The organism is Streptomyces sp. NPDC005303 (assembly GCF_040607335.1).
Classification (GTDB): Bacteria; Actinomycetota; Actinomycetes; order Streptomycetales; family Streptomycetaceae; genus Streptomyces.
In genome coordinates, this window is record NZ_JBEXGM010000019.1 from 96558 (window position 1) to 117883 (window position 21326).

A 21326-nucleotide genomic window follows, 5' to 3' on the forward strand; every position below is an offset into this window, starting at 1 on the left:
AAAGACGGCGTCCGCCGGGCCGTGCGGCCCGGCGGACGCCGTCCTGTTCCGTCGGTGTCAGTTGCGGCGACCCGCCGGATCCTGCACCGCGGTGTCCCGGTCACCACCGGAGACCGGTGCGGGGACGGACGGTGTCTCCTTGGCCCGGTCCGCGTGCCCGGGCCACCAGGCGGCGTGGCCGATCAGGGCGGTGAGGCTGGGAGTGAAGAACATCGCCATGACGAAGGCGGCGACCGCGATGCCGAAGGAGACCGCGAAGCCCATCTCCGTGAGCAGCGCGTTTCCGGCCAGCATCATCGTGGCGAAGGTCGCCGCCAGGATGAAGCCGGCCGCGGCCACCGTGGGACCTGCGTGCCGAACTGCCATACCGGCTGCCTCGCGCGGTTCCCGGCCCTCGCGGGCCTCCTCCCTCAGCCGGGCGATCATGAGGATGTTGTAGTCGGTGCCGATGGCGACCACGAAGAGATACATGATCACCGGAAGCATGAACATCAGGCCCGAGTGTCCCTGGCCCTCCTGGAAGATCCAGACCGTGGCGCCGAGCGTCGCACCGAAGCCCAGACCCACCGACGCCATCAGGTACCAGGGGGCGACCACACTGCGCAGCAGCAGCCCCAGGATGAGCATGATCAGCGCGGCGGCGACGGGGAAGACCGTCCGGTAGTCGTGGTTGACCGCCGTGTCGATGTCCTTGAAGATCGAGGACATGCCGCCGACCAGGGCCTCGGTGCCGTCCGGGGCGTCGGAGTGCGCCACGTCGCGGACCCGGCCCACCGTCTCGATGGCCTTGTCCGTCGACGCCTCGTACTTGAGGGTGACGGTGAAGTCGGCGGTGCTGCCGTCCTTGCTCGACTGCGACAGACGGGCGTTCGCCACGCCGTCCACGGCCCCGAGCTTCTTCGCGTACGCGTCGAAGACCGTGGTGTCGATCGGCTTGCCGTCGGTGCTGGACAGGTAGACGTCGGTAGGTGCGGCGGCACCCGCCGAATACGCCTTCTGCATCTCGTCCTGGACGACCATCGACTCCTTGGTCTTGGGCATGGAGCCGGACGCCAGGTCGAACGTGGCGTTGTAGCCGAACGTGCCGAGCGACAGCGCCACCAGGATCAGACCGGAGAGCCCGGCGGTGAGCGCCGGACGGTTGCGCACCCCGCGGCCCAGGGCGGCGAACCGGGCGTTCTCCGGCTCGCGTTGCCAGGACTTGGACGGCCAGAACACCTTCGGGCCGATGAGCGAGACGACGGCCGGGATCAGCGTCAGGCCCGCGATCAGGGTGACGGTCACCGCGATCGCCAGTGCCGGACCCATCTGCTTGAGGAAGCCCAGCGTCGACAGGACCAGCGCGAGGAAGGCGATGATGACCGCGCCGGCGGCGGAGGCGATGGCCTCGCCCACCCGGTCGACCGCGTTGATCATGGCCTGCTTGGGTTCGTCGCCGAGGCGCAGACGTTCGCGGTAGCGGAACATCAGGAACAGGAAGTAGTCGGTGCCCACGCCGAACAGCACGACGATCAGGATCGACGAGATCGAGCTGTTGGCCTGGAGGCCGAAGAGCTTGGTGGCGTACGCGATCAGTCCGTTGGCGATCGCGGACACCAACCCGATGGTGATCAGGGGCAGGAACGCCAGGATCGGAGCCCGGAAGATGATCAGCAGGGTCACCAGGATGATGAGGAAGGTGCCGATGCCGATCAGAGCCTCGCCGCGCTTGGACGAGTCCTGTTGGTCGAGGGCCTGAGCGGCGGAGCCGCCGAGCTTGACGTCGAGGTTCGTGCCCTTGGCGAGTTGTTTGACGTCGTCGCGCAACACCTTGGCCGCGTCGGCCTGTTCGGGCTGGCCGGCGTTCTTGCTGTCCATCTGGACCAGGGTCAGGGTGTACCTGCCGTCCGAGGACGGCTGGCCGGGGACGACCTTCTGCACCTGGTCGATCTTCTTCTTGCCCAGCTCGGAGGTGATCCGGGCGACGTCCTTCTGGTCGGCGGCGGTGAGCTTGCCGCCGTCGGTGCGCTGGTACAGCGCGATCGCGGAGGGGGTGAAGGCGCTGGGGAACGCCTTCTCCTGGAGTTCCGCCGCTTTGATGGACTCGTAACTCTTGGGGAGAAAACTGCTCTCGTCACTGTTCGAGGGCAGGCTCGGAGCGGTGGCGACGATCGCCACGGCAGCGATCAACCACGCAACGATGGTCCAGACGGGATGTCTGACGACAGCGTTGCCAATACTTCGGAACATGCGGAAGGTCCTCCTGGGAAGGAAGATCACCGCAGCCCGGGGAGCGGTCCCTGGCATCGGCGACCCCCGGCGGTCCCTCAGGGTCCCCCCGTCGGACCGGCCGGAATGGTTGTCTTGAGCTCTCATCGTAGAGATCACGGATCAAGATCGCTTGACCGGGAGTCAGTTTGGCGGGTCGGCGGGTCGGCGGGTCGGCGGGTCGGCGGGTCGGCTCGGCTGCCGGGGCGCGGGGCGGGGCCTTTGCGGGGCCGTGGACTCACCGGCTTCCCGGCTGCGGGCCGTGGACCCACTGGCTTTCGGCTGCGAGCCGTGGACCCACCGGCCTTCGGCTGTGGGAGCCGAGGGTCCGCTGGCTCTCGGCCGACCAGGGTCTTCGCTCCGGCGGCTACTGGTCCACCGGGCCCCTGGCTGCGATCAGGCCGACATCGCGAGTGCCGCACCCTCCACTCCGGGCGGCGGCCGGCACCTTCGCGGCGCGGTGCACGACGGCGAGGGAGTTCGCCGTGGAGAGCCGGTGAGAGGAGGGGTCCGAGGACGGTTGTCCGGGCATCCCCCTGTGCTTCTTCGTGCTTCTTCTCACCCCGCCCCCACAATTTTACTAGGACGTCCTACTATTTTCTCAGCTCGCGTTCTTCGACGTGTCCCGGGAAGGCTCCGCCATGAGCGATCTGTATCGCCCCGTCCACCCCGTCCGCCTGGTCACCGCTTCGGCGCTGTTCGACGGGCATGACGCCTCGATCAACATCATGCGGCGGATCTTCCAGTCGCAGGGCGCCGAGGTCATCCACCTGGGCCACAACCGGTCCGTGCGGGAGGTCGTGGACGCGGCTCTCGAAGAGGACGCGCACGGCGTGGCGGTCTCGTCCTATCAGGGCGGGCACGTGGAGTACTTCGAGTACCTGGTGGCCTCGCTCCGCAAGCAGGGCGCGGAGCACATTCGGGTGGTGGGCGGTGGTGGCGGGGTGATCGTGCCGGAGGAGATCGCCCGGCTCCGGGAGAGCGGGGTGACGATCTTCTCGCCCGAGGACGGCCAGCGACTGGGTCTCGCGGGCATGGTGAACACGGTCGTCAAGGACTGCGACTTCGACCTGTGGGACGGCAAGCCGGCCGACCTCGCCGCGGTCCTGGCCGGAGACCGGTTCGCGATCGCCCGCGCCCTGACGGGGGCCGAACTCGGCAAGCTGTCCCCGGAGTTCCGGCAGGAGCTGCGGGCCACGGCGGCGGCGCGGCGCGTACCGGTGCTCGGCATCACCGGTACCGGCGGCTCCGGGAAGTCGTCGCTGACCGACGAGCTGGTGCGCCGGTTCCGGGTCGACCAGCGGGACGCCCTGCGCATCGCGGTGATCGCGGTCGATCCGACGCGTCGTCGCGGTGGCGGTGCGCTGCTGGGTGACCGGATCCGGATGAACTCCCTGGACGGCGAGCGGGTGTTCTTCCGCAGCCTCGCCACCCGCGGCAGCCGCGAACTGCCCGAGCACCTCTCCGACGTGATCGACGTCGTGAAGGCCGCCGGCTTCGACCTGGTGATCGTGGAGACGCCGGGCATCGGCCAGGGGGACGCGGCGATCGTGCCGTTCGTCGACGCCTCGCTGTACGTGATGACGCCGGAGTTCGGCGCGGCCTCGCAGTTGGAGAAGATCGACATGCTCGACTTCGCGGACGTCGTGGCGATCAACAAGTTCGAGCGGCGCGGCGCCAAGGACGCCCTGCGGGACGTGGGCCGCCAACTGGTCCGCAACCGCGAGGCGTTCGGGCAGCGGCCCGAGGACATGCCGGTGTACGGCACCTCCGCGGCCACCTTCAACGACGACGGCGTCACCGCGCTGCACCAGCACCTCACCTCCCTGCTCGCCGACAAGGGGCTGCCGCTGCCCGAGGGCGCGCTGGCGCGGGTCGACGTGCGTCATTCCTCCGGTATCCGGCAGGTGGTCCCACCCGAGCGGGTGCGTTACCTCGCCGAGATCACCGACACCGTCCGCGGTTATCACGCGGACACCGAGCGGCTGACCGAAGCAGCGCGGCGGGTGCAGCGGCTGGAGCTGGTCGGGGCCGAGCTCGCGGAAGCCGGCTCCAACGCCGCGAACGTCCACGCACTGCTGGAGGACGCCCGCACGCGCCTCCCGCAAGGCATCGTGCGCCAGATCGAGACGTGGCCCTCCGTCATCGCCTCCTACTCCGGTGACGAGCAGGTCGTGAAGGTCCGCGACCGCGAGATCCGCACCAAGCTGACCCGTGAGTCCCTGTCGGGCAACAAGATCCCCCGCGTCGCCCTGCCCCGCTTCACCGACCACGGCGAACTCGTACGGTTCTGGCGGAACGAGAACCTGCCCGGCCACTTCCCCTTCACGGCCGGGGTGTTCCCGTTCAAGCGCGACGGCGAGGACCCGGCGCGGATGTTCGCCGGCGAGGGCGACCCGTTCCGCACCAACCGCCGCTTCAAGCTCCTCTCCGAGGGCCAGCCGGCGACGCGCCTGTCCACGGCGTTCGACTCGGTGACCTTGTACGGCCGGGACCCCGACGAGCGCCCCGACATCTACGGCAAGGTCGGCACCTCCGGCGTCTCGGTGGCCACCCTGGAGGACATGAAGGCGCTCTACGACGGCTTCGACCTGGTGGCGCCCACCACCTCCGTCTCCATGACGATCAACGGACCGGCGCCGGCAGTCCTGGCGTTCTTCCTCAACACCGCGATCGACCAGCAGACCGAGCGGTTCCGCGACCAGGAGGGCCGTGACCCCTCGCCCGAGGAGGCGGCCCACCTGCGCGCCCACGCGCTGGCGAACGTGCGCGGCACCGTGCAGGCGGACATCCTCAAGGAGGACCAGGGCCAGAACACCTGCCTGTTCTCCACCGAGTTCTCCCTGCGGATGATGGCCGACATCCAGGAGTGGTTCATCGCGCACCAGGTCCGCAACTTCTACTCGGTGTCCATCTCCGGCTACCACATCGCCGAAGCCGGCGCGAACCCCATCAGCCAGCTCGCCTTCACCCTGGCCAACGGCTTCACCTATGTCGAGGCCTACCTCGCCCGCGGCATGCGCGTCGACGACTTCGCCCCGAACCTGTCGTTCTTCTTCTCCAACGGCATGGACCCCGAATACTCCGTGCTCGGCCGGGTCGCCCGCCGTATCTGGGCCGTCGCGATGAAGGAGAAGTACGGGGCCGGGGAGCGCAGCCAGAAGCTGAAGTACCACGTCCAGACCTCCGGACGCTCCCTGCACGCCCAGGAGATGGACTTCAACGACATCCGCACCACGCTCCAGGCACTGATCGCCATCTACGACAACTGCAACAGCCTGCACACCAACGCCTACGACGAGGCGGTGACCACCCCCACCGAGGAGTCGGTGCGCCGGGCCCTGGCCATCCAGCTGATCATCAACCGGGAGTGGGGCCTCGCGATGAACGAGAACCCCCTCCAGGGGTCGTTCATCATCGACGAACTCACCGACCTGGTAGAGGAGGCCGTCCTCCAGGAGTTCGAGCGGATCAGTGAACGCGGCGGTGTGCTCGGCGCGATGGAGACCGGCTACCAGCGCGGCCGTATCCAGGACGAGTCGATGCTCTACGAACAGCGCAAGCACGACGGCACCCTGCCCCTGATCGGCGTCAACACCTTCCGCAACCCGCACGCCGACACCGCCGAGCCCGGCCTCGTCGAACTCGCCCGCGCCACCGAGGAGGAGAAGCAGTCCCAGCTGGAACGCGTCCGCACCTTCCACGCCCGCCACCACGACCAGGCCCGGGCCGCCCTGGACACCCTCAAGGACGCGGCCGTACGCGGCGACAACGTGTTCGCCGTCCTCATGGACGCCACCCGTGTCTGCTCCCTCCAGCAGATCACCGAGGCCTTCTTCGAGGTCGGCGGCCAGTACCGCCGCAACGTCTGACCCTCGCTGGTATGACAGTCGTTATAGGGAGGGGTAGGGTTGCCCCCGCTGCGGGCAGAGTGCCGTGGGCGGACCGAGGGACAGGGCGGCAACTCGCAGAGATGGACCGCCGGCAGTTTCTGACGCCACCTCACCGACCGTCGCGCACGCGCAGCGGCCCGACGTCGACCAGCGCCCGTTTCCCTCGCTCCAGGAAGCGATGCTGCGGGCTCCCCCCCTCGGGGCATGGTCAACCGATGTGGGCGAGCACCTGGTCGGCCAGTTCCCGCGGGGTCGACCCGCCGTCGAGGAACACGGTGTCACCGGGCAGGGTGTCGACCGCAGCCGTGCACGCCTCGATGCGGGCCTTGCACCAGGCCCGCACCCGTTCCTCGCGGGCCGGGTCGTCGGGGAAGAAGCTCCGATCGTCGATCCGGCGTACCAGGACCTCGGGCGCGACCTTGAGGAAGAAGTGATGGACGACGATGTCCGCGTCCTTCAGGGCGCCGAAGATCTCCTCCAGATAGCCCGGGTTCACCAGCGTCATGGGGACCAGAAGCGGACGCTGGTACTCCGCGACCAGGCCGACGGCCAGGTTCGCGACCTGCCGCCGCCACAGCGGCAGGTCCTGGAAGTCGCCGGTCGGCACGTCCACGATCTCCCGCAGCACGTAGCCGACCATCTCCGGGTCGAGGACCAGCGCCTGGGGCCACCGCGGTCGCAGTTCCTCCACGAGCGTCGTCTTGCCGCTGCCGAAAGCCCCGTTGACCCAGACGATCACAGTCGTCCTCCACGTTCGGCGTGCGTGGCGTGATGGGGTGGGGCCGTGCTCCCTCTCACGACCAGGCTGGTCGGCACCAGATCGGTACCGGGCTGTCCGCCCCCGCCGGCGCGGATCTGCTGAAGCACCTTCTGGACGCAGCGGTGCCCCACCTCCGCGAAGTCCTGGTGGACGGTGGTGAGCGGCGGCACGAAGTACGCCGCGTCGGGGAAGTCGTCGAAACCGACCACGCTGACGTCGTACGGCACGGACAGCCCCCGCTCGTGGAACGCCCGCAGCAGCCCCAGCGCCATCTGGTCGTTGGCGGCGAACACGGCCGTGCAGTCAGGTGGGTCGGCGAGCACGAGTCCGGCCGCGTAGCCGGACTCGGCCGACCAGTCCCCGTACAGCGCGGGCGGCACCGGCCGTCCCGCCTCCCGGAGCACCGCACGCCAGGCCTGGGCCCGGCGCTGCCCCGCGAAGGACGCCTGCGGACCGGTCACGTGCCAGACGGTCCGATGGCCCAGGTCGAGCAGATGCTGTACGGCCTTCCGCGCGCCGTCCGCCTGATCGGTGTCGACCACGCTGTAGCGGTCGCCCGCGTCGGAGTCGACCACGACGACATGCACCCCGGGCGGCAGCTGCACCGTCCCGGCGTCGAGGAGATGGATCTCCATGATGACGATGACGGCGTCGACGGCCAGCTCGCCCATGCGCGTGAAGGCGCCCAGGACGTTGTCCTGCGTGGGGACGTCGATGGGGATCAGGGTGATCGCGTACCCCTCGGCCGCCGCGTGCGTGGCGATCGCCTCCACCGTGCGGCTGTTGCCCGTGGAGGACAGGCTGAACAGGATCACGCCGATGGTGTTGAACTGGCCGTACCGCAGCGCCCGCGCGGCACTGTTGGGCCGGTAACCCAGTTCCCGCATCGCCGCCAGGACCTGCTCGCGCGTCGAACTGATCACCCCCGGGTGACCGTTGGAGACCCGCGAGACGGTCTGCGAGGAGACGCCCGCGAGCCTGGCCACGTCGGCCATGGACACGCGCTGCTTGCGTCTGCCTCCGGGGACACCGGATCCTCCCCGCTCCACCACTGCTGCCTCCTCCGTCCACACACGACCGTGTTGCGTGTCGCACCGGATGTTACGTGTGGGAAACCTTGACGGTCGCCGAGGCGGATGCCACGATTCCGGCGCCGCCATGTTTACGTAAACATGCTGTCATTCCGAAAGGGTTTGGTCGATGCGCAAGACCCCCGTCAGCACCCGTCGCGCCCCGAGGCTGCGTGCCTCGCTCGTCGCCGTCGCGATCGCCGCGATCAGCGGCGCCACCCTCACCGGCAGCCCCGCCTCCGCCGCCGCGCCGACCACCGACACGACCCAGTTCAAGGGCGTCAACTGGGCCGACCCGCGCGACAACTTCGCCGACGACGAGCTCCAGCTGTCGGGCCTGTCGACCTCCGACACCTACGCCCAGACGTACACCAAGGCGAGCCGCATCATCTCGGCGTTCCGCGCCAACCTCGGCGCCAACACCGTCCGGCTGCCGATCAACCCGTACACCGTCAACGGCTCCTACTGGAAGTCGTACAAGGGCGTCATAGACGCCGCGACGGCCCACGGCTTCAAGGTCATCGTGTCGTACTGGGAGGGCACAGGCGACCGCAAGGACGGCTACATCGACGACGAGGCCACCTACTGGCCGATGTGGAACACCGTCGTCAAGGCCTACAAGGGCAACTCCCGGGTCTACTTCGAGCCGATGAACGAGCCGCACGGCTACACCGACACGCAGTGGGCCGACATCGCCGCGAAGTGGCTGGACACCTACAAGTCCGTGCCCCGCAACCGCGTCTTCGTCAGCGGCGCCGGCTACAACGACCACGTCACCACGGTGTGCGCCGACCCGCGCCTGAAGGGCACCTACCTGTCGCTGCACCACTACGGCTTCTGGAAGTCGTACGCCACCTACGACGAGTGGGTGGCCGACCTGAAGGTCCGCATCGGCGACTGCGCCAACCGGACCGTGGCGGACGAGTTCGGCGCGCCGATGACGACCGGTCTGAACTACAACGTGAAGACCCCGGACGACAACTACGTCAACTTCATCCAGGCCGTCACCGACACCTTCCGCGAGCTGAAGATGGGCTCGGTGTACTGGCCGGGCCTGCGCACCGACGACATCTACTCGGTGCAGAAGCTCGTCGGTCCGGCGAGCCGTCCGTGGCTGGAGACCACCAACCAGACCGGCGCCGACCGCCTCGCCTGGGCCTGGGGACGCGGCAAGCCCGTCCAGGGCTGATCCCGCCCACTCTGTTCGGCCGCGGTGCCTTCCGGTACCGCGGCCGACCGCTGTCCACGGCAACCGTTCGGACATGGCCGACTCACGCCCTACCCACGCCTCCCTGAACTGCCCAGACTCCAGGACAGGTACATGGACAGGGACACGGACAGGCACCGGGGGAGGTCGCCATGGCCAGGCGTCGACGGGGTACGGCCGCTCGCAGAAGGCGGGCGTCGAGGATCAGGTGGGGTGCAGGAGCGGGCGCGGTGGCGCTTGCCCTTCTGGTGGTGTTCTGGACGAGCGTGTGGCCGTATCTGTTGGGTTTCCTGCTGGTCGGTGGCGCGGGGGCGATCGGATGGCGGCTGTGGCGCACGGACCGGCTGCTGCGCGGCCGGGACCGTCGTTGGCGCGAGGAGGACGCGGTCCAGGCCGGCCGACGGACCCTCGCCGAGGTGGACGTCATGACGGGCACCGAGTTCGAGGAACTGGTCGCGGGGCTGTGCCGGCGTGACGGGTGCTCGGAGGTCCGGCGGGTGGGCGGCGCGGGCGACAACGGCGCCGACGTCCTCGGGCGGCTGCCGGACGGGCGGACCATGGTCGTCCAGTGCAAGCGGTACGCACCGAGCCGGGCGATCCCGAACCGCGAACTGCGCGATCTGCTGGGCGCCCGGGTGCACTTCCGCGCCGACGTGGCCGTGTTCGTGACGACCTCACGCTTCACCGGCCCCTCCGAGAGGTTCGCGGTGGAGCACGACATCCTCGCCGTGCACCGCGACCTGCTCGGCCTGTGGAACAACGGGGCCTCCCTCATGTCGCTGACCGGGGTCAACGGCCGCGGCCAGGGCGACGCCCGGCACCGGACCCGCTGGAAGCAGGCGTACGGCGGCTGAGACACCGGTTGAGGGAGACCCAGGTCACATTCTGACGTGTCACAAACCGCCGGGCCCAACAGTCATAGGTGTGTAGCCAACGACAACAGCCGAAGGAGCACACCATGGAAGCCCGACTCAACGTCTTCACCAGCCCGCTGGCCGGCAAGCTGCTGAAGCACTTCGCCTCCGCGGGCAAGGTGGTCACGGACTCGGGACTGCCGATGACCACCCAGGAACTGGTGAAGATCCGCGCCAGCCAGATCAACGGCTGCGGGTTCTGCCTCGACATGCACACCAAGGAGGCCGCCGCGGCGGGCGAGACCGCGCAGCGCCTCCACATGGTCGCCGCGTGGCGTGAGGCCAAGGTCTTCACCGAGGCCGAGCGGGCCGCGCTGGAGCTGGCGGAGCAGGGCACCCGCATCGCGGACGGGACCGGCGTCTCGGACGAGGTCTGGGAGAACGCGGCCAAGCACTACGACGAGGAGCAGCTCCTCGCCCTGGTCTCCCTGATCGCCGTCATCAACGCCTTCAACCGGCTGAACGTCATGACCCAGCAGCCGGCCGGCGACTACGTGGTCGGTCAGTTCGGCTGAGCCTGACGGACCGGCCGGCCGGACCCGGGGGCTGCAGACCCCGGGCCCGACCGCGCAGCCTCAGCCGGCCAGCGGGTAGTGGCAGGCCACCTGACGGCCGGAGGCCTGCGGTGTGAGCCGCGCGCGTTCCACCGCACACAGGTCCCGGGCGTACGGGCAGCGGGTGCGGAAGGGGCACCCCGTCGGCTTGTCCGCCGGACTGGGCACCTCTCCCGTCAGCACGATGCGCTCCCGGGGCGGGCCGTCCTCCGCGAACGTCCCGTCGTCGATGTCCGGTACCGCCGACAGCAGGGCCTGCGTGTACGGATGGGCCGGGTCCGAGTACAACGCCTCCGTGCCGGCGAGCTCGACGATCTCACCGAGATACATGACGGCGATCCGGTCCGACACATGACGGACCACACCGAGATCGTGCGCGATGAAGACGTACGTGAGACCGAATTCCTCCTGAAGATCGGCGAAGAGGTTCAGCACCTGCGCCTGGATCGACACATCCAGCGCGGACACCGGTTCGTCGGCCACGATCAGCTTCGGATTCGTCGCCAAGGCGCGTGCGATACCGATGCGTTGGCGCTGACCGCCGGAGAACTCGTGCGGATAGCGGTCCAGATGGGCCGCCGCCAGTCCCACGACGTCGAAGAGTTCCCGGACCCTGCGGCGGACCGCGGACGCGTTGCCGTACCGGTGCACGAGCAGCGGCTCGGCCACGATGTCCCCGGCGCGACGACGGGGGTTGAGCGAGGCATGCGGGTCCTGGAAGACCAGTTGCATGCCCGGCCGTACCGGACGCAGCCGTCGCGCGGACAGCGTGGAGATGTCCTGACCGTCGAACTCCACGCGTCCGCCCGTGAGTTCGGTGAGCCGGACCAGACACCGGCCGAGGGTGGACTTGCCGCAGCCGGACTCCCCGACGACGCCGAGGGTCTCGCCGCCGCGCACCTCCAGGGAGACCCCGTCGACGGCGCGCAGCACCTGGCGTCTTCCGCGCACGGGGTAGTGCTTGGCGACGTCCGTGGCACGCAACAGGACCTCGCCGGGGGGTGCCGCCGCGTCCACTGTCACGATCTCCTGTGCTGTCACGACGCCGCCTCCGTGTTCACGTCTTCGTCGGCCGTCAGCCGCAGTCCCGCACGGTCGTCGGGCGGCAGCCAGCACGCGTCCAGATGGGCGGCGTCACCACCACCCGCCGACAGTGCGGGCCGCTCCTCGCAGAGGTCGTGGCGCAGCCGGCAACGCGGGGCGAACGCGCACCCGTCCGAAACGTCACCCGGTGCGACCGGCACACCCGCGATGGTGGGCAGTCGCCGCAGCCGGGGACCGCCCACCCGGGGCACCGAGTCGAGCAGACCCCAGGTGTACGGGTGTCGCGGGCCGTGGAACACCGCCCGCCGCGGGCCCTCCTCGACCGCCCTGCCGCCGTACATGACCAGGACCCGGTCGGCGATCTGGGAGACCACGCCCATGTCGTGGGTGATGAGCACCATCGCGGAGCCCCCTGCGTTGAGTTCCCGCATCAGATCGAGGATCTGCGCCTGGACCGTGACGTCCAGTGCCGTCGTCGGCTCGTCGGCGATCAGCAGCGAGGGGCTGCAGGAGAGCGCCATCGCGATGACCGCGCGTTGACGCATCCCGCCGGAGAACTCGTGCGGATAGGCGTTCACCCGCGTGGCCGCGTCGGGGATGCCGACGTCGGAGAGCAGCCGGACGGCACGCGCGTGTGCTTCCTTGCGGGAGACCTGTTCGTGCGCCCGGATCGCCTCGGCGATCTGCCAGCCCACGGTGTAGACCGGGGTCAGGGCGGTCATCGGGTCCTGGAAGACCATCGCGATCTCCCGGCCGCGCACCGCACGCATCTCCTTGTCGGGCAGGGTGAGCAAGTCGCGTCCGCGGAAGAGGACTTCACCCGTCACGGTCACGTTCGGGTTGGTCAGCAGGCGCAGCACAGCGAGCATGGACACACTTTTGCCGGAGCCCGACTCGCCCACCACGCCCAGGACTTCGCCGGGAGCGACGGAGAAGGAGAGACCGTCGACGGCGGTGACGAGCCCCTGGCGGGTGCGGAAGCGCACGCGCAGGTCACGTACGTCCAGCAGCGGTTCAGGCATGGCGGGCCCTCGGATCGAGTCGCGCGTACAGGATGTCCACCAGGGCGTTGGCGAGGACCACGAAGAACGCCGCGTACAGAACCGTGCCCATGATCACGGGCAGATCCAGGTTCTGCAGGGCGTCGAAGGTGAGCTTGCCGATGCCGGGCAGGCCGAAGACCACCTCGGTGAGGAGCGCGGCCCCGCCGACGAGCGCGCCGAAGTCCAGGCCGAACAGCGACACGATCGGGATCAGCGAGCAGCGCAGGGCGTGCCGGAGCAGGATCCGCCGCTCCGACAGCCCCTTGGCGCGGGCCGTACGGACGTAGTCCTCGTTCAGTGCGGTGACGACCTCGCCGCGCAGCAGCCGGGCGTAGATCCCGGCGTACAGCAGGGCGAGGGTCAGCCAGGGGAAGAGCATGTGCAGCGCCCACTGGCCGGGGTCCCGGCCGAGACCGACGTAGCCGGGCGGGGGCACCCAGGAGAAGAGCGAGTCGTGCAGCTGCTTCTGGGTGAGGAGGTTGACGACCTCGCCGAGCCAGTAGGCCGGGAGCGAGACGCCGACCACGCCTACCAGCATGATCAGCGGGTCGGCGGCCCGGCCGCGCAGGGTCGCCGCGGCCGTGCCCATGAGAATGCCGGCCGTCATCCAGATCAGGGCAGCGCCGATGACCAGGGACAGCGTCACGGGGGTGGCCTGGATGATCTGCGGGATGACCCGGGAGCCGCGGTTGACGAACGACTCCAGATCCCGGTCGACCAGCAGGTGACGCATCATCAGCAGATAGCGGATCGGCATCGGCCGGTCCAGGCCGAAGGAGTGCCGCACCTGGGCGAGGGTGGCCGGGTCGGCGTTGCGGCCCGCGATGCGTGCCGCCGGGTCGACTCCCGGGGTGGCGAAGAAGATCAGGAACACCAGCACGCTGATCGCGAACATCACCAGCAGGGCCGAGGCGAAGCGCTTGAGGGCGAAGACGAGCATGCTCACACCCCTCCGCGCAGCCGGGCGCCCGGGTCGAGCGCGTCGCGCACCCCGTCGCCGAGGACGTTGAGCGCGGCCGTGGTCAGGGCGATCAGGAGACCGGGCGCGATCGTCACGGCGGGCCGGGTGTACAGGAGCCCCAGACCGTCCTCGATGATCGTTCCCCAGCTGGCGTCGGGTGGCTGGACCCCGACGGACAGGAAGGACAGCGCGGACTCCGTGAGCATGGCCAGCGCGGTCATCAGCGGGACGAACACGATCGCCGTCGGCACCACGTTCGGCAGCACCTCCCGGCGCAGGATGCGTGGGGTGGGGGCGCCGGAGCCGATGGCCGCCTGGATGTACTCCTTGTTGCGCAGCACCAGCACCTGACCGCGCAACGGCCGGGCGATGTACGGCACATAGATCGCCGCGATGATCGTGACGGGCAGCCAGAGACTTCCCGCGTCGACCGTGACAGGGCCCAGCTTCAGACCGTTGGTGAGCAGTACCACCGACAGACAGATGGCCAGCAGATAGACCGGGAACGCCCACACGACGTCCAGGACCCGCGAGATGACGGCGTCCACGACCCCGCCCGCGTACCCGGCGACGACCCCGACGGCCGTACCGACGACGCAGGTGAGCAGCGCCGCCGTGAACCCGATGAACAGGCTCGTACGGCCGCCGTACAGCAGGCGGGCCAGCACGTCCCGGCCCTGGTTGTCCGCGCCGAGGAAGTAGTGCGCGGGGTCCCAGGTCGGGCCGATCGGGGTGACGCCGAGGCCGAGGCCGGTGCTGCTCGGGGTGAGCACCGGCACGGTCTTGCCGTCCACGACAGTGGTACCGGAGACATGGGACTGGAAAGGGTCGGTGTGGGCGATGTGGTCCGCGTAGAGCGGGGCGCACAGGGTCGCCAGCACGACGAGGAGCAGGACCGCGGCGGCGGCCAGCGCCGTCCTGTTGCGCAGCAGGTCGCCGGCGGCGGTCCGCCAGGGGCCCGGCGAGCGCCGGGCCCCTGCCGACGGGGACAGGGTCACTTCACCCACAACTGCCCGACCAGCATGTAGAACTGCTTGCTGAACCGGTAGTTGCCGACCCGCGTCGACGTGAAGTCGATCATCTTCGGGTTGATCAGCGGTACCACCGGCGACTGGGCCATCACCGCCTGGTCCACGGCACCCCACTGCTTGTCGGCGCTCGCCTTGTCGGTCCCCGAGGTCTTCAGCGCCGCCTGCATCTTCGCGTCGACACCCTTGTCGCAGAACCCGGAGATGTTGATGCTGGAGTCGCTGCCGGGGTGGTAACTCGCACAGGACAGCAGCACGTTGAGGAAGTCGGAGGCCGCGGGATAGTCCTGGTACCAGGACGTCAGGGCGAGTTGCACCTTGTTCTTGGTGTTCTGGATGTAGGTGAACTGGATGTTCCCCGACAGCGGCTTGAGCGTCGCCTTGTAGCCGAGCTGGGTGAGCAGGCTCTGCAGGTACTGGCCGATTGACTTGTTGACGTCGTCGTCCTGGACGACGATGCCGACCTCCTGCCCCGCCGTACCGGACTGCTTCACGAGCTCCTTGGCCTTGGCGAGGTCCGCGGCCTTCCAGGTCGTACCGCCGCCCTTGGTGTAGTCGCACGACTCGACGTGCCCGGGGAAGCCGGGGGGCAGGACCGTGCACGCGGGAGAGGCGAGGTTGGTGCCTCCGTACAGCCGCACCACGGCGGACCGGTCCACGGCCCAGTTGATCGCCTGACGCGCCAGCTTGTTGTTGAAGGGAGCCATGTTGACGTTGAGCGTCGCGTACCAGAACGCCGTCAGCGGGTTCACATGCGCCTGCGAGGCGTACTTGGTGCCGATCTCGTTGAGGCGGTCGGCGGGCGGCGGATCGTACATCCAGTCGGCCTGGCCGTTCTCGACGGCGGTCACCTCGGACTCCACGGTCTGGCCGAAGGTGTAGTCGACGGCGTCCGGATAGCCCTGCGGCTCGGCCTCGCGCGACCACTCCTTGAAGTGCGGGTTGCGGACCAGCTTGAGCGCCCGGTTGGGGTCGTACGACGCCGCCATGTACGGCCCGGTCGAGGGCAGCGGCTTGGTCCCGGCATCCTTCGTCGGTGAGTCCTTCGGTACGACGACGGCGTGCGGGACGGCCAGCTTGTACTCGAACTCCGGATCCGCGGCCGTCAGGTTGATGGTGATCGTGCCGGCCTTGGCGTCACCGATCACACCCTTGGACAGGGTGCAGGAGGCCGGCGTCTTCAGACAGGCGTCGGCGCCGACGATGCCGTTGTAGAAGGTCCCCGCGGTGGGGCTGGACACCTTGAAGATCCGCTGGAAGGACGCCACCACGTCGTCGGTGGTCAGGGCCTTGCCGTTGGAGAAGCTGACGCCCTTGCGGAGCGTGAAGGTGTAGGTCTTGCCGCCGTTGGTCACCTTCGGCATGGCCGTGGCCAGGTCGGGGACGACGGTGAAGGACTCCTGCCCGCCCACCTTCTTGAAGGCGAGCAGCCCGTCGTACATCGACTGGAACAACTGCCAGTACTGGAGCGTGTAGTTGACCTGCGGGTCGAAGCTGCCCGCGGCGGCGTGGGCGACGAGCTTCAGGGTGCCGCCCTTGTGCTGGGACTGGAAGGCGGAGGAGCTGGAGGAGGAGGCGTCGGGGCCGGAGGAGGAGCCCGAGTCGGAGGAGGACGAACAGGCGGCCGCGGTGAGCGTGAGGGCGACGGTGGCGGCGGCGAACGCGCCCCGTCTGGTATTGCGGGACATGGCTGGGAACTCCCGGGGTCAGTCGGTGGAGTCGAGGAACTCGCCGACGACCCGGAGGTACAGCTGCTCCTCCTCGACGTGCGGCATGTGGCTCGAATGCTCGAACATGTGCCAGCGCACATCGGGGATGCGGTCGGCGAAGGGGCGGACGGTCTCGGGGGTCGCCTCGTCGAAGCGCCCGGACACCAGCAGCGTCGGCACGTCGATCAGATGCAGCCGGTCGATGACCGACCAGTCCTTGAGGGTGCCGACCACATGGAACTCATTGGGGCCGTTCATCGTGTGGTACACGGTCGGATCGGCCGCGATGTTGTCCCAAGTGGCCTGTACCTCGGGCGGGTTGGGCGTCAGACGGCACACATGGCGGTCGTTGAAGACCTGTTCGGCCGCCCGGTAGTCGGGGTGGTCCGTGGTCCCGGCCACCTCATGGGCGTGCAGGGTGCGCTGGATCTCCTCGGGGAGTCCGGCGCGCAGTTCGGCCGCGGCCTCGAGCCACAGCCGCATGGACGCGGGGGAGTTGGCGATGACCAGTCCGCGCAGTCCGGGCGGGCGGCGGACCGCGTGCTCGGCGGCGAGCATGCCGCCCCAGGACTGACCGAGGATGTGGTAGCCGTCGGCGATGCCCAATTCCTTGAGCAGGTTGTCCAGTTCGTCGAGAAAGAGCTGGACGGTCCAGAAATCGGCGCCCTTGTCGGGCAGATGGGTGGAGAACCCGGTGCCGAGCTGGTCGTAGTGGATCACGGGGCGGCCCTGCTCGGAGATGCCCGCGATGCTGAGCGTGTAGTGGTGGCCGGCACCGGGGCCGCCGTGCAGGACCACCAGAGGTGTCCTGCCCGGTTCGCCCGTGATCCGGTACCAGGTGGAATGGCCGTTGAAGTCGACGGTTCCGGTGTGGTTCGGTTCGGGGATCGCCACGGGGAAGCCTCCCAGACCGGTCGGTACCAGCCGACCGCTGTCTGAAAATCGTTGGGATGTGACGGATGCATGCGATAGTGAGGGGGCAAAAGGTCAGTCCACAAGACCTTTTAGCGGGGTGAGGGAAAGACGTAACAGCGGGTTCACGTGGCCCGTGCGCGTTTACAGAAACGGCGACTCACAGGAGGACAACTGACATCCGCACCTGAACCCGGTGACGAGTTCTCGCGCGTTCTCGATCGGGTCCTGCTCGGCGACGGTCCGTCGTCCTCGCTGCGTCCGGTCCGGGTGAACTCGGCGGTCGACGAGGTCGCCGACCGGCTGCTCACGGCGATCGCCGTCGGAGACTTCCTGCCGGGCGAGCGGCTGCCTGCCGAACGCGAGCTCACCGCGCTTCTGCACGTCAGCCGGCCCACCGTGCGCGAGGCGGTCGCACGCCTCCTGGCGCTGGGGGTCATCGAGATCCGCCGGGGCCGCAACGGCGGAGCGTTCGTCCGCGACAGCTGGACCGAGTCCTCCGGCGCCGCGGTCCGCCGCACGCTGTTGCCCCGCTGGGAGGAGTTCGAGCAACTCTTCGATCTGCGCGGGCTGGTGGAGGGCATGGTTGCCGCGACGGCTGCCCGGCGCCGGCGCCCCGAGGACCTGGAGCCGATGCGTGAGGCGCTGGAGGCACACCTCTGCGCGAGCACACCCCGCGAGGAGCAGGCCGCCGACAGCGCGTTCCACCGGGCGATCTGCGCGGCCACCCACAATCCGCAGATCGCCCAGCTCAGCCGGGACCTGCTGACCCGGATCAGTCTGGGCTTCCCGATCGAGCCGTGGGGGAAGGGCGAGCGCTCCCACCATGAACAGGCCGGTCACGGGCACAGGTCGCTCTACGAGGCCGTCGCGGCGGGCGAGCCGGAGCGCGCGGAGGGGATCGCCCGGGAACACTTCATGATCAGCGCCGAGATGATCCGGGGCGTCCTGGCCCGGGTACGGGCGGCCGAGGCCCCCTGACCTGGGCTACACCTCCCGGTGCTCGATCCCCAGCAGACTCGCCGCGGCCCCGAAGTCGGCGCCGTGGCGACCCACCGCCAGCGACCAGTGGTGCCCGACCCCCGTCGCGCTCCACGCGTCCACCCACTCGCCGGGATCCCGGCCGAAGTCGACCCTGCTCGTGGTGTTGCCGATCTCCAGCAGCGGACCCGGCACGACCGTGCCCTCCGACGTGATGAACGACAGGCTGCCGTCGGCGTCCTGGCCCAGCCCGAGCAGGGTCACGGGCCCGTGCCGCACGTCGAACTCCACGCTGACACCCCAGCCGCGCTTGCCGTGGTAGACACCGAGGCCGCGCAGCAACGGATCGCGGGCGCTGAGCGCGAGATGGGCGGGCCCGTCGTGCCCCATCTCCACCACGCCGTCCTCGAAGTTCAGCGCCTGGATCTCGGTGAAGGAACCCCCGGCACCGACACTCTGCGAGGCCAATTGGGCGAGGCTGGTGCGCAGTTCGAACTCACCGGCCGCGGGCACCCCCCTGGCGGTGAGCAGGGAGGCGCCCAGGATCATGCCGGCGCCCAGCCGCTCGTGCTGCTCGCCGTCGAGCCCGCGGTGGTAGTAGGCGAGGGTGTCGAGACCGAAGTCGTCCACCAGCCGGTCGAGCGCCACCGACACGGTCGCCCCCCAGGCGAAGTCCTCGTCGACCACGCTTTCGTCGACGGTGAAGATCCGCCGGGCGAGCTCCACCCGCTCCCGGGTCTCCGCCTCCGTCACCTTCTCCACCCGGTGCCGCAGATCGTCGAACTCCAGCACCTCGACGTGCGAGCCGAACGTCGCCGACAGCAGCGTCGGATCGGTCTGCACATCGAGCATCCCGGGATACACGTGCCCCATGAGCCCGTGCCGGGCGTGCCGGAGCGCGGCCCGGACGTGCGCCGCCCGCACCCACCGCTCGATGCGCCGCCACGCCGACTCCTGCCGCAGCCACCCCGACACCGACCGGAAGGGGATGCCGGCCCGGCGGAAGACATTGCCGACCTCCGGCACCGAGCACTGCGAGCAGTACGCCAGCCAGTCGCCCGTGTCGAAGGAGGCGTGGTCCATCCGCTCGGACGGCTGGAGGTCGACGACCAGCACCGGGGTGTTCGTGCGCTGCGCGATCGGCAGCACCATCGACGAGGTCAGATAGGTCGTCAGGAACAGCACGATCAGATCGCAGTCCACCCGCCGCAGTCGCTCGGCGGCCGCCGCGCCCTCCTGCGCGTCGGAGACGAACCCGGCGTCGGTCACCTCCGCGTCCAACTGCCCCAGCCGGTCGGCGACATAGGCCGCCGACTCCTTCAACTGCGGCAGCAGACCGGGGAACTGCGGCCAGTAGGTGCCGAGGCCGCCGGAGACCAGCCCGATCCGCGGGCGGCGCCGGGTCACGGGCGGGAGCAACTCGCCCAGTCCTGCTTCCCGTTCACCGGCGTACGTCGGGGTGGATTCGGTCGTCGCCATGGTCGGCGCTCCTTCGGGATTCGGTTCAGGTCTGCGCGACCTTGAGGTCCGCCGGAGCGGTGGCGGCCGGGGACGCGCGGGGAACGAGGACACGCACGATGTAGACGCCCGCGACCGCCGACAGTGCCATGCAGCCGGTGATCACCCAGAGCAACAGGCTGGGACTCCGGTCGAGCAGCGCGGGCGTGACGAACGCGACGCCCGCGAAGACCCCTCGCGAGATGGCGTAGGTGATCCCCTGCGTGGTGCCCCGGGTGTCCGCGGGCAGCGTCAGCTGCGACCACACCTTGTAGTTGGCCTCACCCGCGAAGGGATAGCACAGCTGGTAGAGGAGGTAGAAGACGAGGAAGCCCACGATGGAGCCCACGGTGAGCGCGGCGATGGCGAAGGCAGCGATCTGCAGCACCGTGGTGACGTAGAACATCCGGTCGCGCCGCGGGCCGTCGGCGATCCGGACGAAGGCGAAGGTCAGCAGCAGGCCGATCGGCAGACAGGCGAGGTTGATGCCGGTCGCCACGCTCTGTGAGGCACCACTGACGGTGACCAGCAGATACGTCGTGAACTGGCCCATCGTGTTGGCGCCCAGACCCCAGGTGACGTAGAAGGCGAAGGTCGCGAGCATGGGCACCAGGGCGGCCCGGCTCCAGACGTTCCTCAGCGCGACACCCTGCTCCGCGGCCGGCTTCTCGACCGCGACCTGGTCCTGCTCCGGGTCCGGGCCGGTGGCCAGTTCCAGTTTGGAGCGCAGATGCCAGGTGACCAGGGCGGCGACCGCCAGATGGCCGGTGATGAGGCGGGCCCCGAGCATGCCGGTGTCCGAGAGGGCGAAGCCGACGAAGACCACGACGATGATGCCCATCATCCACATGACCTGCGTGAACGCGATGAGCCGCCCTCGGGCGTGATCGGGAGCCGCGTCCGAGACCACGGCCAGGGACGTCGGCAGGTCGGCACCGGCCGCGAGACCGGCGAGCAGGACACCGACCAGAAGGGTGATGTCGTCGGGCGCCAGGGTGATGACGATCGCCCCGAGGGCGTAGCAGAGGATGTCCAGGTTGTAGAGGCGGCGTCGGCCGAAGACGTCGGCGAGCCGTCCGCCGACCAGGGAGCCGACGGCGATGCAGATGGTGACGATCGCGCTGATCGCCCCCGCCATCCAGACGCCCATGTCAAAGGCGTCCCGGTAGATGGCCAGGTTGACGCCGATGCTGACTATCAGGGCGGCATCGAGATAGGACGCCATGCCGGAGAGGGCCGCGACCTTCCACAGGCGCTTCTCGATGGGCGGTTCCGGCTGGTCGGAGGCAGGCGAGGTTCGGGCCATGATGCGGCTCCGTCTGGGGAGAGGGGGTCCGAGCGGAGGGGGACGTCGCTGTTCTCGGCCGATGTCCAGCGACTATAGGAGCGTAAAAACGTTCCAACAAGACGTCATGCGGCCATCCGTGGAGACGGCCTGACGGCCCCGCAGCTCTGGTGGGTGTCGTTGAGGTGTCCTACGGTGAGGTGGACGTAAAACGTTTTTGA

General features: G+C 69.2%; 16 protein-coding genes. 5 read left to right on the top strand and 11 right to left on the bottom strand.

Translation table 11 applies throughout. The features are described from left to right. Positions 1-57: 57 nt before the first annotated feature. Positions 58-2229, bottom strand: a complete 2172-nt coding sequence (locus tag ABZT93_RS25130; protein ID WP_356108352.1) for an MMPL family transporter — start codon at positions 2227-2229, stop codon at positions 58-60. A 659-nt stretch (positions 2230-2888) separates the two neighbouring features. On the opposite strand from ABZT93_RS25130, the gene icmF reads away from it, so the two are divergent. Beyond that, positions 2889-6119 (top strand): fused isobutyryl-CoA mutase/GTPase IcmF, encoded by a 3231-nt coding sequence (icmF, locus tag ABZT93_RS25135; RefSeq protein WP_356108355.1) that lies wholly within the window; start codon positions 2889-2891, stop codon positions 6117-6119. Between the two features lie 229 nt (positions 6120-6348). Here the strand turns inward: icmF and ABZT93_RS25140 are convergent, their stop codons facing one another. After that, complete coding sequence (locus ABZT93_RS25140; RefSeq protein ID WP_356108358.1) at positions 6349-6879, bottom strand: AAA family ATPase; 531 nt, start codon at positions 6877-6879, stop codon at positions 6349-6351. Next, the gene (locus ABZT93_RS25145) at positions 6876-7952 is read right to left on the bottom strand and encodes a LacI family DNA-binding transcriptional regulator (protein WP_356108361.1); all 1077 of its coding nucleotides are present in this window, start codon (positions 7950-7952) and stop codon (positions 6876-6878) included. Before ABZT93_RS25145 ends, ABZT93_RS25140 begins: the two co-directional genes overlap by 4 nt. 148 nt (positions 7953-8100) lie before the next feature. Between ABZT93_RS25145 and ABZT93_RS25150 the strand changes: the two genes are divergently transcribed. From ABZT93_RS25150 to ABZT93_RS25160, 3 genes are all read left to right on the top strand, one after another. Beyond that, positions 8101-9159 carry a cellulase family glycosylhydrolase gene (locus tag ABZT93_RS25150; RefSeq protein WP_356108364.1) on the top strand — a complete coding sequence of 353 codons (1059 nt, stop codon included), beginning with the start codon at positions 8101-8103 and terminating at the stop codon, positions 9157-9159. Positions 9160-9407: 248 nt separating this feature from the next. Continuing rightward, on the top strand, positions 9408-10031 hold the full coding sequence (locus ABZT93_RS25155; protein WP_356108367.1) for a restriction endonuclease: 624 nt from the start codon (positions 9408-9410) through the stop codon (positions 10029-10031). A 104-nt stretch (positions 10032-10135) separates the two neighbouring features. Then, positions 10136-10606 carry a carboxymuconolactone decarboxylase family protein gene (locus tag ABZT93_RS25160; protein ID WP_356108371.1) on the top strand — a complete coding sequence of 157 codons (471 nt, stop codon included), beginning with the start codon at positions 10136-10138 and terminating at the stop codon, positions 10604-10606. Positions 10607-10666: 60 nt separating this feature from the next. Here the strand turns inward: ABZT93_RS25160 and ABZT93_RS25165 are convergent, their stop codons facing one another. The 6 genes from ABZT93_RS25165 to ABZT93_RS25190 are packed head-to-tail and all read right to left on the bottom strand — an operon-like array spanning position 10667 to position 17324. Further along, on the bottom strand, positions 10667-11686 hold the full coding sequence (locus ABZT93_RS25165) for an oligopeptide/dipeptide ABC transporter ATP-binding protein (RefSeq protein WP_356108374.1): 1020 nt from the start codon (positions 11684-11686) through the stop codon (positions 10667-10669). Continuing rightward, positions 11683-12711, bottom strand: coding sequence for an ABC transporter ATP-binding protein (locus ABZT93_RS25170; RefSeq protein WP_356108377.1), 1029 nt, complete (start codon positions 12709-12711; stop codon positions 11683-11685). The genes ABZT93_RS25165 and ABZT93_RS25170 overlap by 4 nt, the downstream gene beginning before the upstream one ends. Continuing rightward, positions 12704-13672 carry an ABC transporter permease gene (locus ABZT93_RS25175; protein WP_356108380.1) on the bottom strand — a complete coding sequence of 323 codons (969 nt, stop codon included), beginning with the start codon at positions 13670-13672 and terminating at the stop codon, positions 12704-12706. The genes ABZT93_RS25170 and ABZT93_RS25175 overlap by 8 nt, the downstream gene beginning before the upstream one ends. Before the next feature lie 2 nt (positions 13673-13674). Then, positions 13675-14700, bottom strand: coding sequence for an ABC transporter permease (locus tag ABZT93_RS25180; protein WP_356108382.1), 1026 nt, complete (start codon positions 14698-14700; stop codon positions 13675-13677). Next, a complete protein-coding gene (locus tag ABZT93_RS25185) occupies positions 14688-16409 on the bottom strand; it encodes an ABC transporter substrate-binding protein (RefSeq protein ID WP_356108385.1) in 1722 nt (573 codons plus the stop codon). The genes ABZT93_RS25180 and ABZT93_RS25185 overlap by 13 nt, the downstream gene beginning before the upstream one ends. Before the next feature lie 18 nt (positions 16410-16427). Continuing rightward, a complete protein-coding gene (locus ABZT93_RS25190; RefSeq protein WP_356108387.1) occupies positions 16428-17324 on the bottom strand; it encodes a proline iminopeptidase-family hydrolase in 897 nt (298 codons plus the stop codon). Positions 17325-17612: 288 nt separating this feature from the next. Between ABZT93_RS25190 and ABZT93_RS25195 the strand changes: the two genes are divergently transcribed. Further along, positions 17613-18323, top strand: coding sequence for an FCD domain-containing protein (locus tag ABZT93_RS25195; RefSeq protein WP_356108390.1), 711 nt, complete (start codon positions 17613-17615; stop codon positions 18321-18323). A gap of 6 nt (positions 18324-18329) precedes the next feature. Here the strand turns inward: ABZT93_RS25195 and ABZT93_RS25200 are convergent, their stop codons facing one another. Together ABZT93_RS25200 and ABZT93_RS25205 are read right to left on the bottom strand one after the other, a co-directional pair. Further along, positions 18330-19802, bottom strand: a complete 1473-nt coding sequence (locus ABZT93_RS25200; RefSeq protein WP_356108393.1) for an L-fucose/L-arabinose isomerase family protein — start codon at positions 19800-19802, stop codon at positions 18330-18332. A gap of 25 nt (positions 19803-19827) precedes the next feature. Next, positions 19828-21126: an MFS transporter gene (locus tag ABZT93_RS25205; RefSeq protein ID WP_356108396.1), complete on the bottom strand. Its 1299-nt coding sequence runs from the start codon at positions 21124-21126 to the stop codon at positions 19828-19830. Positions 21127-21326: the final 200 nt, after the last annotated feature.